11 protein-coding genes are annotated in these 14,202 nt (G+C 47.2%); 8 read left to right on the top strand and 3 right to left on the bottom strand.

What is annotated here, in order from left to right; genetic code table 11:
* Positions 1–239: 239 nt before the first annotated feature.
* Complete coding sequence (locus tag AC58PQ_RS20200; RefSeq protein ID WP_497244652.1) at positions 240–1,085, top strand: ABC transporter ATP-binding protein; 846 nt, start codon at positions 240–242, stop codon at positions 1,083–1,085.
* 185 nt (positions 1,086–1,270) lie between these two features.
* Complete coding sequence (gene rlmN, locus AC58PQ_RS20195; RefSeq protein ID WP_497244650.1) at positions 1,271–2,353, top strand: dual-specificity RNA methyltransferase RlmN; 1,083 nt, start codon at positions 1,271–1,273, stop codon at positions 2,351–2,353.
* A 442-nt stretch (positions 2,354–2,795) separates the two neighbouring features.
* Here the strand turns inward: rlmN and AC58PQ_RS20190 are convergent, their stop codons facing one another.
* From AC58PQ_RS20190 to AC58PQ_RS20180, 3 genes are all read right to left on the bottom strand, one after another.
* The gene (locus tag AC58PQ_RS20190; protein ID WP_497244661.1) at positions 2,796–3,302 is read right to left on the bottom strand and encodes a hypothetical protein; all 507 of its coding nucleotides are present in this window, start codon (positions 3,300–3,302) and stop codon (positions 2,796–2,798) included.
* A gap of 694 nt (positions 3,303–3,996) precedes the next feature.
* A complete protein-coding gene (thrC, locus tag AC58PQ_RS20185; protein WP_497244648.1) occupies positions 3,997–5,385 on the bottom strand; it encodes a threonine synthase in 1,389 nt (462 codons plus the stop codon).
* 147 nt (positions 5,386–5,532) lie between these two features.
* Complete coding sequence (locus AC58PQ_RS20180; RefSeq protein ID WP_497244646.1) at positions 5,533–6,561, bottom strand: copper amine oxidase N-terminal domain-containing protein; 1,029 nt, start codon at positions 6,559–6,561, stop codon at positions 5,533–5,535.
* Between the two features lie 182 nt (positions 6,562–6,743).
* Here AC58PQ_RS20180 and AC58PQ_RS20175 point away from each other — a divergent pair, with 182 nt between their 5' ends.
* The 6 genes from AC58PQ_RS20175 to AC58PQ_RS20150 all read left to right on the top strand — a co-directional run bounded on the left by AC58PQ_RS20175 (position 6,744) and on the right by AC58PQ_RS20150 (position 14,183).
* Positions 6,744–8,489, top strand: coding sequence for an ABC transporter ATP-binding protein (locus AC58PQ_RS20175; RefSeq protein ID WP_497244644.1), 1,746 nt, complete (start codon positions 6,744–6,746; stop codon positions 8,487–8,489).
* Between the two features lie 62 nt (positions 8,490–8,551).
* The gene (locus AC58PQ_RS20170; RefSeq protein ID WP_497244642.1) at positions 8,552–10,300 is read left to right on the top strand and encodes an ABC transporter ATP-binding protein; all 1,749 of its coding nucleotides are present in this window, start codon (positions 8,552–8,554) and stop codon (positions 10,298–10,300) included.
* A 621-nt stretch (positions 10,301–10,921) separates the two neighbouring features.
* Entirely contained in the window at positions 10,922–11,875 is a 954-nt protein-coding gene (locus tag AC58PQ_RS20165) for a Fic family protein (protein WP_497244640.1), read from the top strand.
* Between the two features lie 193 nt (positions 11,876–12,068).
* Positions 12,069–12,512: a MarR family winged helix-turn-helix transcriptional regulator gene (locus AC58PQ_RS20160; RefSeq protein WP_497244638.1), complete on the top strand. Its 444-nt coding sequence runs from the start codon at positions 12,069–12,071 to the stop codon at positions 12,510–12,512.
* 112 nt (positions 12,513–12,624) lie between these two features.
* Positions 12,625–13,578, top strand: a complete 954-nt coding sequence (locus AC58PQ_RS20155) for a ring-cleaving dioxygenase (RefSeq protein ID WP_497244636.1) — start codon at positions 12,625–12,627, stop codon at positions 13,576–13,578.
* On the top strand, positions 13,575–14,183 hold the full coding sequence (locus tag AC58PQ_RS20150; RefSeq protein WP_497244634.1) for an alpha/beta hydrolase: 609 nt from the start codon (positions 13,575–13,577) through the stop codon (positions 14,181–14,183). The genes AC58PQ_RS20155 and AC58PQ_RS20150 overlap by 4 nt, the downstream gene beginning before the upstream one ends.
* The last annotated feature ends 19 nt before the right edge of the window (positions 14,184–14,202 follow it).

Genomic DNA, 14,202 nt, shown 5'->3' with positions numbered 1-14,202 from the left:
TTGTCAAGTCTTACTTCTCTTTTTCGTGCAAAAAAAGAGCGGGCTATCTTTTCGATAACCTGCTCTTTTTCTTGATATTTGGACCCGCGCCTTAACTAAATGACATTGGCCCTCGGGCATCCCTTTTTTGCAGGAAAAACCTTGACATTTCTATTGATAATGATTATCATTTTTATTTAATGGATAGAAATTAAAATGATTCAACCCTATATACATATTGAAAAAAGGGGATGTTCCTCATGGCAATAGCGACGAGAATATATACCGAACAACTGCATGTTTCTTATGATAAATTGAAAATCATCAACGATTTGAGTATAGAGATTCCAACGGGCAAAATTACCGCTTTAGTCGGTGCAAATGGTTCGGGGAAATCCACGATTTTGAAGGCGATGTCGCGACTATTGAAGCCGACGGAAGGTACCGTTTTCCTTGATGGTCATTCCATTCATCATCAATCGACGAAGGAAATTGCGAAGAAATTAGCGATATTGCCGCAATCACCATCAGCTCCGGAAGGCATTACAGCCGAAGAATTGGTAGGGTATGGCCGTTTCCCACATCAGCGCGGTTTCCAGAAGATGTCTAGCGCCGATCGCGAGATCATTAACTGGGCGTTCGAAGTGACCGGGATGACAGCGTTCAAGGATCGTCCGATCGATCATTTGTCAGGTGGGCAGCGTCAACGTGTGTGGATTGCAATGGCTTTAGCACAGCAAACCGACATGCTGTTCTTAGATGAGCCGACGACTTATTTGGATATGGCGCATCAGCTAGAAGTCTTGTGTCTGCTCAAAGAAATTAACGAGCGTCACAATACGACGATCGTGATGGTTGTGCATGATTTGAATCATGCGACGCGTTATGCGGATCATTTGATCGCGATTAAATCAGGCAATGTCGTTTACGAAGGGTCACCGATGGATATTGTAACGCCGAAGATGCTGCTTGATGTGTTTGCTATTCATGCGGATGTTATTGTGGATCCTAGGGCAGGCGTGCCGCTCTGTATCCCATATGGCTTGGTATCCGATGACGAAGTCGTGTCCCAAGAGGCATGGGAAGTGGAAGCAGCCATTGTTTAAATTTGGCTTAGATGAGCCTGTGAAAGAGGTGCCCCCGGATGCGGAGGTGCCTTTTCTTTGTGGAAATGAGGCTCTTCCCTTGTGTTCAGGGAGGATTTTTGGCACAATACTAACTAGAGATGGTATGCTTCGGCTGCTTAGAAGAATTGGACTGCACGTGATAGTCTCGAAAAGAGGATAACGGAATGAATACATCATCCATTTATGGATTAACTTTTGATCAATTAGTCGCTTGGCTCGCTGAAAAAGGCTACAAAAAGTCACGCGCGCTGCAAGTGTGGGATTGGCTGTATCGTAAGCGGGTCGCCTCTTTCGCTGAAATGACAGATGTGAAACAGGATAGCTTGGCGATGTTAAGCGAGCATTTTGCTATTCATACCTTGACCGAGCATACGAGACAGGAATCGGCCGATGGCACGATGAAGTTTCTGTTCAAGCTGTCGGATGGCAATCTCATCGAAACGGTATTAATGCGCCATAAATTCGGCTTGTCCGTCTGTGTGACGACGCAAGTGGGCTGTAATATTGGATGCAGCTTCTGTGCGAGCGGATTGTTGGCCAAAAGCCGTGATTTATCCGCCGCGGAAATCGTGGAACAAATTATGAAGGTCCAATTCCATTTGGACACGTTGGGGAAAGACGAACGCGTAAGCCATATTGTTGTGATGGGGATCGGCGAGCCGTTCGATAACTTCGTGAATATGGTCGATTTCATCCGCGTGGTGAAGGATCAAAAGGGGTTGGATATCGCGGCAAGACACATTACGGTATCTACGAGTGGACTCGCTGGGAAGATCAAAGAATTTGCTGACTCCGATCTGAAAGTGAATCTAGCGATTTCCTTGCATGCGCCGACGAACGAGCTTCGTACCCGTATCATGAAGATCAACAAAGCGATTCCGATTGAGACGTTGATGGAAGCAATCGAGTACTATTTGGAGAAGACGAATCGACGGATTACGCTTGAGTACATTTTGCTCAAAGACGTGAACGATGGCAGGGAGCATGCGCTCCAACTGGCTGAGTTGATTCAGCACATCCGCCAGCTGGCGAATGTGAACTTGATTCCGTATAATCCGGTGGATGAGCACAGCCAATATCAGCGAAGCGAGCGGGAATCCGTACGCGCCTTTTACGATACGCTGAAGAAGCAAGGTATCTCCTGCAGCGTGCGTTTGGAACACGGGACGGACATTGATGCGGCTTGTGGACAACTGCGAAGCAAACAAATTAAACAATCCACAGGGGATAATGTTGTGGCGGGTTAACATATAAGGTCTGTGGATGAATGTCATTCGCAGGCTTTTTTGCTTACATGGGATGGCTGATGTGGACAACTCCAGCATACAATGAAGATAAGCAGCGAACTTCGACGTTAGGATGCGTAACTGGCTTTTTCAAGTTAGGAGAAGGATCCACCTAATAAGTACATCGAGTTCTGGTCGAATAAAGAGCTTGCCCAAGTTTATGTCTCTGGGGATTACCACAACGATGGGATAGAAGGTTGGTCGGGGTTGAACGCTCGTTTTGGCATGTTAACGAATGAGGGCGGAAGCTTATCGCTATCGCATATATTAAGTGTGCATGAGCGTGACAGTATCTCCATTGGCAAATACAAGCATTAATGCAGATAAACGATTGCGCCTCGAAAATTTGAAAAAGCCGTCCTAGCAGTTACACTGCGGGACGGCTTTTGGCATTACTTTGTGATTAGTTTCGACTACGCATAATCATCATCAGGCCGCCAACTACGATAAGCCCGATGGCGATGATCGAATTGTTATGGAAAAGCGTCCCGAAGATGGAGCCGATGGAGAAGATCGCAAAGAACAGCAGCGACATCACCGATAGAATGTTAATCGGAATGAGCAAATACTTGTTGCGTCCGCCGAACCAATACAGCTCGAACAAGCCGACAGCCACAGCCAGCATGAAACCTGGCCACATGAGATGCCAAATATCGAACAGGGTGGAGATTTGGCACACGATACCTGCCGTTAGCAGAATACCTCCAGGAACGAGAACGCCTGCACCCCGACGTTGCTGAATGAAGAAGTACAGCCAATGGAAAAACACCCCGACAGGAATGACGAACAGCGTCGGCCAGAAATATTCAAAAATGGTGCCCGTACTGAACGATACATCCCCTTTTAGAAACATAAAAACACCAAGCAAAATCAGGATCGGCCCGAGAAAAGCGCTGCGATTCATATTCATATTCAATTTGTTCACTCCTACTGTTTGGATTCATTACTCTAAGAATACCATGACAGGGTACAAGTGTCTTCCGACTATAGGGAAGGACGAAGATCGGTCTGAGGACTGATTTGTTAAACCCCTCTGCTGGGGGAAGTGGGTTGAATGGAAGCTAATTTTGTCCGTGCGCCACTAGTTCTAGTAAATTGATGCGATAATACATCATTTTTCTGTCATTTCATACGAAATCGCTGAAACAGATACATTTTGATGTATTTTGCATCATTCAACGCAAAATCACCGGAAACACAAGTAGAATCCTGCACTTTTGCATCATTCCTCTACCTAGAGCAGCGAGGAGCGGGATTGGAGGAGGTTAGCTAGGTAATGCAGGTGTATTAGCTGGAGAAGAAGGAGTTGGAGAGACGGTAATGCAAGTGGAGTAGATGAACTAGCAGAAGTAGCAGAACTAGGGAAGAGGAAGTGTAAGAGGAGTAATAGGAGGAGTAGAAGTGGGTGAGTGGTAGTTTCAGTAGTGGTTGCAATAACAGCAATAACAGTAATAACAGTAAAAGCAGATAGCAGTAGAAGTTGTAGCTGCAGTAGCATAGGTTTGAGAAGGGTACGCAGGATCCCCACACGCCCAAAAAGCCTTCCCTCCACAATGTGGAAGGAAGGCTCCTACAGAAGGGGCAGAAGCCCCCATAACTACTTACTAGAAAAATTTCACGAGCTCATCCTTGATCGCGTCGTTCGAACCGCCAACCACCTTCTGGAACTGTGGTTTGTCGAACAGAGCTTGGATTTGCTCTGGATACGTCTGAGCAATACCGCGCAAGCGAATCGACTCATCGAACTTCGCCGGATGCGCGGTGGACAAGGACACCGTCACCTCGCCAGGGGCGGCGAGCTTGTCAGCTGCTGCTACGCCGCACGCAGTGTGCGGATCAAGCAGGTACTCGTACTTCGCGTGGTAAGCGCTGATCGTGTCGAGGCACTCCTCGTTCTTCACGCCATACGCAGCGAAGTCAGCCTGTACCGTCTGCAGCTTGTCGGCAGGGATAACCACGCGGCCTTCGGCCTTGAATTGCTCCATGATCGCGTTCACAGCTGCAGCGTCTTCGCCGTATAGATAGAACAAGTAGCGCTCAAAGTTGCTCGCGACTTGAATGTCCATAGACGGGCTATATGTGCCGCGGAACTCGCCTGGTTGATATACACCTTCTTGCACGAAGTGCTCAAGTATATTGTTTTCATTTGTAGCAAGAATGAGTTTATTGATCGGAAGCCCCATTTTCTGAGCCAGGTAGCCTGCGAAAATATCACCAAAGTTACCCGTAGGCACGGAGAAGTTGATCTTCCCAGCTTGTTGCTCCGCAGATAACTGGAAGTAAGCGTAGAAATAATACACGGTTTGCGCCAAAATACGGGCAATGTTGATCGAGTTAATCGCGCGCAAATGGTAACGGTGCTTGAACTCTACATCAGCAAAAAGCTCTTTTATAATGCGTTGGCAATCATCGAAGGTTCCTTCAACGGAAAGATTCAACACATTCGCATCATTAACGGTTGTCATTTGCAGTTCTTGTACCTTGCTCACCTTCTGGTGCGGATGCAGGATACAGATGCGAATGCCTTCTTTACCGCGTACGCCCTCAATCGCAGAAGCGCCAGTGTCACCGGAGGTAGCTCCAAGGATGTGGATGATGGAATTCGTTTTGCGTGAAACGTACGAATAGAGATTACCAAGGAATTGCAGGGCAATATCCTTGAAAGCAAATGTAGGACCGTGGAACAATTCGAGCACGTAGGTGCCATCGTTCAGGCGCTTAACTGGCGTGACAGCCGCATCACGGAACGTTGCGTAGCTTTCATCAACGAGCTGCTTAAGCTCATCGCGTGGAATTTCGTTGTTTACATAGAGCGAGAAGATTTCAAGGGCTAGCTCTGAATAGGAGAGCTTGGACCAGCTTTGAAGCGTGTCAGCGGATAGCTGAGGGATGTTTTTCGGTACGAGCAGACCGCCGTCATTGGCCAATCCCATCAGGATTGCATCGATAAAGCCGATGGGTTCTACTTTGCCGCGAGTGCTAATGTATTCCATATGAGTCCCCTTATACGATTGAATTTTCAGTTATTGTATCAAAAAACAGAACATTTGGACAGTGTACATCCATCATGGCTGCTCGCTCCTTAGAAACAAAAGAACCCTCCCTATAAGGGAAGGTTCTGAAAGTTCCGTTACGCAAGCCTACTCTTCCGGTTCTGCTACTACGATTTTCCAAGCGCTGCTGATAGGCGGCAAGCTTTTGGTCATCGCAGGGCCGTAAAACCCGATGACATTCGTGCCTTTAACGAGAGCGGATTTGTCTACAGGCTCACCTTTGCCGTCTACGATGGCTGTGTCAGCGCCAACTGTAAGAACAACCTCACCTGGAGCATCTTCGGTAAGCCCCTGACCTTTGACCAGAAGTCCGCCATCCTCGCGAACAGCTTCAATCACACCCGCTGTACCTAGCGCACCCTTATGAGCTGCTGTATCAAGCACCGTGATGTTGGATGCGGACGTTTGTGGCGGCAAGCTAAGTGTCATCGCCATAGAATGCTCTGCTGTGATCGTTAAACCAACGTGAAGATCAGCAAGTGTCAGCTTCGTGCCGTCAAGCATTTGGTAGGTCGTTTCCGGGCTCACGTTGAGAACGATACCGCCCGTACCCGTGTCTTGAATGTGAATTTGAGCGTTAACGCCTGTCGTGTTAATAGAGGTAATGACGCCAGTAGATTGCACTTTCTTGGCCTCCTCTTTCATCGAGATCGTAACGGAATTGCCTTCTGTCACAGCAGTGCCGTGCAGAATTTTAGTAACGAAGGAAGCGGGCACATACAGCTTGCTGTCCACCAATTCAGGTGCCGTGCCGAGCTGCGTCAACATTTTATTAATCGTATAGCGATCTTCGCCGGTTTTCACGGTTGTAAAAAGGTTACCCTTTGTCAAATCTACAGAATAAGTTTCTGGGTTCCACGTTAAAGAAAATCCAAGGCTTTCGCTCACAGCACGTAAGGGAATCATCGGCTGGGTGGTGCCGGATTTCACAAAGCCATTCTCGGTTGCTGTTCCATTTACTTGAACGGTAACATCGAGCTGGGTCTTCACAGGCTGGATCTGAATCGTGTTCATAATGGGAACGACTGCTTCAGGGGCAGCTGCATAAGCTGCACCTGTTGCCAGCATGCTGGATAGGGAGAGGAGAGTGAGCGTTTTTTTCATCATCGGTTTCATGGTTGTGTACGTCCTTCCTGTATGTAAATTATGGTGGGTGTTCGGATTCTCTAACGCAAGGGTTTGTGAGAAGGTTGCAGACAAGCCGAAAGTTTCATTATAAACAACATCGGGTGTGGACTTCACTTGGTTGAAACTATAGAATCAATGTGATGACTGGAAATTTGGAAAAAGAGGTGGAAATGTTGTCTTTTGTTATGAAGCTGCGATGGTTTTTTAAAGAGAGATGGAAGTATTATGTACTCGCGGTCTCCCTGCTGATCGGTGTCAATTTATTGGCGACCATTCCCCCTAAAATGATAGGAAATACCATTGATCATATTCGAAATGGGAATTTAACAGCTTCGGAGCTTCATCAAACGGTCTTATTGCTCGTTGGACTTTCTCTCCTTCTGTATGGGATGACCTTTGTGTGGATCACGAGCCTATTTGGTAACTCTGCCTTAGTGGAGAAGCTGCTTAGAGGGAGGTTGCTGGCGCATTTGTCGACAATGTCACCGGCCTTCTTCCAACGCAACTCAACGGGTCAGCTCATGGCTTTGGCGACGAATGATATTCTAGCCATCGGTCAAACCTCGGGTTACGGGGTGATGACACTCGTCTCAACCTTCGTTGGTGCTTCGGTCGTTATTATAACGATGGTGTCGCTCATCTCCTTCAAATTAATGCTTGCGGCGTTGATTCCGCTGCCTTTTCTTGCTGTTGTCATTAATCTGCTAGGTAAAAAGGTGAGAGTGCGCTTCCTTGCGGCTCAGGCCTCCTTTGGTGTGATGAATGATCATGCGCTGGAATCAATCTCAGGCATACGCGTTATTCGCTCCTATGTGCAAGAAGCGCAAGATTTGAAGGCTTTTGATGACGTCACCTCCGATGTCATGAACAAAAATCGCCGCGTCTCGATGCTCAATGCGCTATTTCAGCCGCTAACCTCGTTGATCGTTGGTTTAAGCTACTCGATCGGCATCGGATATGGCTCTTATCTGATGTTTCATGATGAAATCACGCTCGGTCAGCTGATATCGTTCAATATTTACCTCGGTATGCTGATCTGGCCGATGATTTCCTTCGGTGAGTTTATTAACGTCCTGCAGCGCGGAAGCGCTTCGGCGGATCGTCTGGATAAGGCGTTGTCGCAAAAAGCCGATCTCATTGATGTGGAAACGCCAGTTCCAGTAGCTGTCCCTGAACGCATCGAGATGAAGGGGTTAACCTTTACCTACCCGACAGCTAATCATGCGAGCCTCGTCAATGTCTCATTCCAGCTGGAGAGAGGACAAACGCTCGGTATTGTCGGCCGAACCGGCAGCGGCAAAAGCACGCTGCTCAAGCAACTGCTGCGCCAATACCCGATCGAACCGAGCAAGTTGTGCATTTCGGACGTTCCAATCGAACAAATCGCCATAGATCAAATAAAGCGTTGGGTCGCTTATGTGCCGCAGGAGCATCTGCTGCTGTCCAAGTCGATTCGCGACAATGTCGCGCTAGGCAAGCATACGGCTTCGCCAGAAGAGATCGCACATGCCGTGGAGATGGCTTCTTTTACCCAAGATATCGCTCAAATGCCAGAAGGTTTAGCAACCATTGTCGGTGAGAACGGCGTGATGCTGTCCGGTGGACAAAAGCAGCGTTTGGCGATTGCACGGGCCTTGCTGATTGATTCCGAAATTTTGCTGCTGGATGACTCCCTCTCGGCGGTAGATGCGCGGACAGAAAGTCGCATTCTGCAGCATATCCGCCAGGAACGTGCGGGCCGCACAACGCTGATTTCTACCCATCGCTTGTCTGCTGTCAGCCATGCCAACTGGATTCTCGTCCTCGATGAAGGCAGAGTGATTGAGGAAGGCACGCATGAAGAGCTTATGCTGTTCGGCGGCTGGTATCGCCAGCAGTGGGATCGCCAGCAGATGGAAGCCAGTCTCGAGGATTGAGAACTTAGCCCATGCTTACGACGATCGTTTTACCAAAGTAAAACTTTTAGGAGGACGACAGATTGTCTAAACCGACTACGGCCAGACGGCTGATTTCCTACGCACTCGTCCACAAGTTCAGAATTCTCGGTGCGCTGCTCATTCTTTGCTGTTCAGTAGCTGCAGATCTGGGCGGGCCTTTTATAACCAAAACAATTATTGATCAGCATCTCTCGGGTGGTGCGCGCGAAATTGCGCCCGTTCTTAAGCTGCTTGGCCTCTATATGGGTTTACTGTTAACCGCTGGTCTATGTAATTATTCGCAAGCTTACATTTTACAATCCACCGCACTGCAAATTATTAAAAACATGCGGATGGATCTCATGCAGCACATCCAACGCATCTCGCTGCGGTATTTCGATAACACACCGATTGGGCAAGTCGTTTCGCGTATTGCAAATGATACGGAAGCCGTTCGTGATCTCTTCATGAGCTTCATGGCGACTTTCATTGTCAGCATCATGCAGCTCATTGGGATTTACGTCGCACTTTTCTTATTGGATTGGCATCTTGCGGTGTTTTGCTTGGCGCTGCCGCCGATCTTCGTTGTGATTATGTACATTCATTTGAAATATTCGAAAATCTTCATCACCATCATGCGCGCTAGACTGAGTGATATGAATGCGATGATAAACGAGTCCATCGTCGTGATGCCGATTATCCAAGCTTTTCGCCGTGAAAGGGTCACATTGGAGGAATTTGAAGTCCTGAACAAGGATCGCTATGTAAATCAGGTGAAGCAGTTCCGTATTTATGCGCTTTCCACGCGGAATATCGTAGGAACGATTGGCAGCCTAGTGACAGCGATGGTGATTTGGTATTTCGGTGGAAAATCCTTGGAAACCGCCATCTCCTTCGGGGTGTTTTATGCGTTTATCGATTATTTGGGACGGATATTTCATCCGATCATTGGGATTTTTGATCAGTTGACGAATGCGCAGCGGGCTTTTGTATCTGCGGAGAAGGTATTTACGATCCTTGACATGGAAGGTCAAGAGGTCGAGAAGGTTGGTCACGTGCAGCGCCCAGAGGGCATCGTGAAATTCGACAACATCACCTTTGCATATAAAGAAGGGGAGAATGTATTAAAGGGGATTTCCTTCGAGGCGCGAAAAGGGGAAACGATCGCTTTAGTCGGGCATACCGGCTCAGGCAAAAGCTCCATCTTGAACCTGTTACTCGGCTTCTACGAGCCGAATGAGGGCTTGATTACGATTGATGGCCGTGATATTAAAGGCATGTCCAAACAGGCGCTGCGCAAGCATATGGGGATCGTGCTGCAGGATCCGTTCTTGTTCGCGGGGGACATCAAGTTCAACGTGAGTCTGTACAATCAGGACATCTCGCTGGATAGAGTGAAAGCTGCGCTGCGTGATGTTGGGGCAGCTGGCTTTATCGAGCAGCTGCCGAACGGCTACGACGAGCAGGTCGTGGAGCGGGGAAGCACGCTGTCCTCCGGTCAGCGGCAGTTGATCTCGTTCGCGCGAGCGCTGGCGTTCGATCCGTCGATCCTGATTCTCGATGAGGCGACAGCCTCCATCGACAGTGAGACGGAAGGTCTCATCCAGCAAGCGCTGAAGGTTGTGAGTGAGGGGCGCACGACGCTCATCATCGCGCACCGGCTTTCCACGATCCGCGATGCGGATCAAATTCTTGTGCTGCACCGCGGCGAGATCGCCGAGCGGGGTAATCACGACACGCTCATGGCGCTGGGCGGGCGCTACGCGAAAATGTACCAACTGCAGAAGGGGACTTCGGCAGTTGTAGGGTAAGGAAAGGCGCTTCCTCGGGATGAGGAGGCGCCTTTTCACATGTTAGTTGGAGATATCTTGTAAATTATCGGTGAGCGGGGATTAAACTCGATGTGTGGAGTCGAGAATAGTAACACTTGTAACTGATGGAGGTGTCTCTATGACAGTTGTTTGTCCGTCCTGCAATAGGGAAGTGGAAATTAAGAGGAACGGGAATGGCAAATGTTCATGTGGATCTCATATAAAAGTGATAAATTAATGCATAAATGATGTTTGTGGAATCGTATTTATAAAATATTGCGTTTTTTTATAATTAGAAATAGACAAATCGTTAATAATGTGTAAATATCTTTATATATTAGAATTGAGGTGTCTAACTTGAGGTACATACATAAATTTTATCATGAACAAACATCCGCTCAGTTTAACGAATTACACCAGATGAGGCTTAATTCTGATTCGACTGTTCATTTGGGTTTAAGCATAAAACCTATAAGTCAACCTCATCGTTATGAGTTATATTACATACCGACAAATGACATGCTGAATATGATAAGTAAAATTCATCATGTATCTAATGCATTTTTGAAAACATTTAGTGGACTCCCTACAGTTGCTCAGAATCAATTCATTAACGAGTGTTTGGTAGAAGAATTATATAATACGAATCAATTAGAAGGAATAAGGAGTAGTAGAGAGGAGATAGCGAGAAGCACAAAAGAATTAAAGTTAAATAGAAAAACAAAAACAAGGTTCGACAGCATGATTAAATCATATATGAGTCTACTGGGGGGTCTAATTGATGTACCAAAGAAACCAGAGGAGATAAGGAACATCTATGATGACATTACGAAGGGGGAAATAGATCAAGAGGAGCTCCCAGACGGTGAGGTTTTTAGGAAGGAAGCAACCTATGTATTAAAGAAGTCTGGTTCTGGTAAGGTTATTCATCAAGGAGTAACGCCGGAAGAGGAAATTATTTCTAAATTAAAGCAACTGTTATCCTTCATGAACGATAATGACGAAATACCTGAGCTCATTAGAGTTGCAGTCGGTCATTATTATTTTGGATATATACACCCATTCTATGATGGAAATGGAAGAACATCTAGATTTATTAGCTCCTTATATCTATCGAAGACATTGGATAATATCTCCTCATTATCAAGGGGTTGCAATACATATAAAAATAAATACTTAGAAGCGTTTGAATTTACCAATAGCATTAAGAGTAGAGGAGAAATGAATGGTTTCATTGAAACTTTTCTAAGTATTATGCTAGAGGCACTTGTTGAAATGAATGCTGAGTTAAAGGAAAAGAGTGAGTTGTTAGGCATTGCAGCAACTAAATTGAGTAGCGAATTAAAATTACGTGAAATGGATGACCTTCATAAGGAAGTTATGTTTATTCTGGCGCAAAATCATTTCTTCGACTCCAATAGTGGACTGACTATTAAAGAATTAGCAGGGATTCTCGCTAAATCGGAAGCGACTCTCAGGAAAATAGTCAAAGAATTGCTTGATCTTTCATTAATTAGTCAAAAGGGTGAGAGACCAGCCTATTATTATATTGGGCAAAATTACTTTGAGCTCTAAGTGAAGCATCGGCCAGCCTCTGCGCTAAAAATTTTCTGTTGATAAGGATCGGAGCGATGCAAGTAAACACGGCAAACAAACTGCTGCGGCCTAATGCACCGATCCAGTACGATATACCTGTTGACTTTTATCTCAAAATAAAGTATCTTTAAATTAAGATAAATGAAACGAACAAGAAACGAGGTGAAGCAACATGAGCGAAACGAGAAATCATTCTCTAGATCTGTACATCGCCCTTTCCAGAGCGAGTGAGTGGGTGAATGCCCACGGGGACCGAGATATTCGCAAGCATGGACTGAACCGCACGGAGTTTGGCGTACTGGAGCTGCTTTACCACAAGGGAGCGCAGGCCATTCAACAAATTGGCAGCAAGGTACTGATGAGTAGTGGAAATATCACCTATGTGGTTGATAAACTGGTCAAGAAGGAATACGTAAGGCGCAACACGTCAACGGAAGATCGCAGATTGATTTTTGCTGAAATTACCGACAAAGGGAAACAATTTATTGAGGACGTATTTCCGAAGCACGCCGTCGTGATCGAAAGCGCCTTAGCGGGATTGACGGATGAAGAGAAGAAGCTCGCAAGTCAGCTTTTGAAGAAGCTTGGTAAATATGCACAAGAGGGATTCAAGTAGAGAGTCATCCGAATTCTTCTTTATCGCGATGTTGCATGCTCGGCATAAATGATAACATCTCACGTGAACTATCTTAAAATAAAGATTCTTAAATATGAAGGAGTTGGTTATGATGTCAACACAACAAACCGCAGGTATTCACCATATCACCGCTTTCGTTCAACATGCACAGGCAACCGTTGATTTCTATGCTGGTATCTTGGGGCTTCGCATGATCAAAAAAACAATCAACTTCGATGCACCGGAAGTCTACCATCTCTATTTCGGTAATGAAGCGGGTAGTCCAGGCACGATCATTACCTTCTTCCCTTACGCAGGTTCACGCAAAGGTCGGATTGGTGGCGGTCAGGTCGGCATCACAACTTACGCCGTGCCAACGGGAAGCCTTTCCTTCTGGGAAGCGCGTCTAGCACAATTCGATATCGCCTTTGAGAAAAATGCTCGATTCGGCGAAACGTACCTTCAATTCAAAGACCCAGACGGTCTGAGACTTGAGATCGTCGAGCGCGAACAAGGCGCGCTTAGTCAGTGGGCTTTTGGCGGCGTTCCAACGGATAAAGCGATCAAAGGTTTCGGAGGCGCTGTTCTATACAGCACAGCGCCAGACAAAACCTCGGAGCTACTCGTTAACGTCATGGGGCTGCAAAAAGTAGGGCAAGAAGGTGCCTACGCACGCTTCGCTTCCTTCGGCGACTTAGGCAACATCGTCGATATCAACGTAACGCCGATGGACTACGGTGCTGGCGGATCAGGAACGGTACATCATATCGCATGGCGCGCCAAAGATGATGCGGAGCATGCGCTCTGGAGAAGTCATGTGGCGAGTCACGGCTACCACCCTACACCGATCGTAGATCGTCAATACTTCAATGCGATTTACTTCCGTGAAGAAGGGGGCATCCTATTTGAAATTGCAACAGATCCTCCAGGCTTTGCGAGAGATGAGCAGCCAGAGGCGCTCGGTGAAAAATTGATGCTGCCGGAATGGTTCGAAGCAAGCCGTGATCAAATCGTAAACAATCTGCCGCCGATTGAAGTGCGGGTATTGGAGGGTGACGGGCAATGAGACATATCTATCAGCAAGGTTCTGATCTAACTGCACCCGTGCTCGTTCTGTTCCACGGAACGGGCGGGACAGAGCAAGACCTGCTGCCTTTGGCGCAGGCAATTTCACCAACCTCCACTGTACTGAGCGTACGAGGGAATGTCCTAGAGAATGGCATGCCGCGGTTTTTTCGCAGGCTAGCTGAAGGCATCTTCGACGAGGAGGATCTCATCTTCCGCACGAAGGAAGTATATGATTTCCTCGACGCAGCAGCGGTAGAACATGGCTTCGATCGCAGTAACGTGGTCGCTATCGGCTATTCGAACGGCGCGAATATCGCGGGCAGTCTCTTATTCCATTATCCGAAGGCACTCCGCGCAGCCATTCTGCATCATCCCATGGTGCCGCGTCGTGGCTTGCAGCTGCCAGATCTCTCAGATACACCTGTATTCATCGGCGCAGGCAAGAACGATCCGATCTGCTCCCCTGAGGAGTCCGAGGAGCTAGAGCGCCTGCTGAGCGATGCTGGATCGGATGTTCATGTGCATTGGGAGAACTCGGGTCATCAACTGACGCGCTCCGAGGTTTTTGCCGCAGCAGAGTGGTTGAAGGGAATTTCTATCTAACAGAATGAATAAGGAGTGG

Source organism: Paenibacillus sp. J22P143, assembly GCF_059692035.1.
This window is presented reverse-complemented; position numbering and strand designations above follow the sequence as displayed.

Excerpts from the sequence above, each read along its gene's own strand:
- AC58PQ_RS20175 (WP_497244644.1), top strand. The coding sequence starts at position 6,744 with ATGTTGTCTTTTGTTATGAAGCTGCGATGGTTTTTTAAAGAGAGATGG.
- AC58PQ_RS20200 (WP_497244652.1), top strand. The coding sequence starts at position 240 with ATGGCAATAGCGACGAGAATATATACCGAACAACTGCATGTTTCTTAT.
- AC58PQ_RS20160 (WP_497244638.1), top strand. The coding sequence starts at position 12,069 with ATGAGCGAAACGAGAAATCATTCTCTAGATCTGTACATCGCCCTTTCC.
- AC58PQ_RS20180 (WP_497244646.1), bottom strand. The coding sequence starts at position 6,561 with ATGAAACCGATGATGAAAAAAACGCTCACTCTCCTCTCCCTATCCAGC.
- AC58PQ_RS20150 (WP_497244634.1), top strand. The coding sequence starts at position 13,575 with ATGAGACATATCTATCAGCAAGGTTCTGATCTAACTGCACCCGTGCTC.
- thrC (WP_497244648.1), bottom strand. The coding sequence starts at position 5,385 with ATGGAATACATTAGCACTCGCGGCAAAGTAGAACCCATCGGCTTTATC.
- AC58PQ_RS20155 (WP_497244636.1), top strand. The coding sequence starts at position 12,625 with ATGTCAACACAACAAACCGCAGGTATTCACCATATCACCGCTTTCGTT.
- rlmN (WP_497244650.1), top strand. The coding sequence starts at position 1,271 with ATGAATACATCATCCATTTATGGATTAACTTTTGATCAATTAGTCGCT.
- AC58PQ_RS20190 (WP_497244661.1), bottom strand. The coding sequence starts at position 3,302 with ATGAATATGAATCGCAGCGCTTTTCTCGGGCCGATCCTGATTTTGCTT.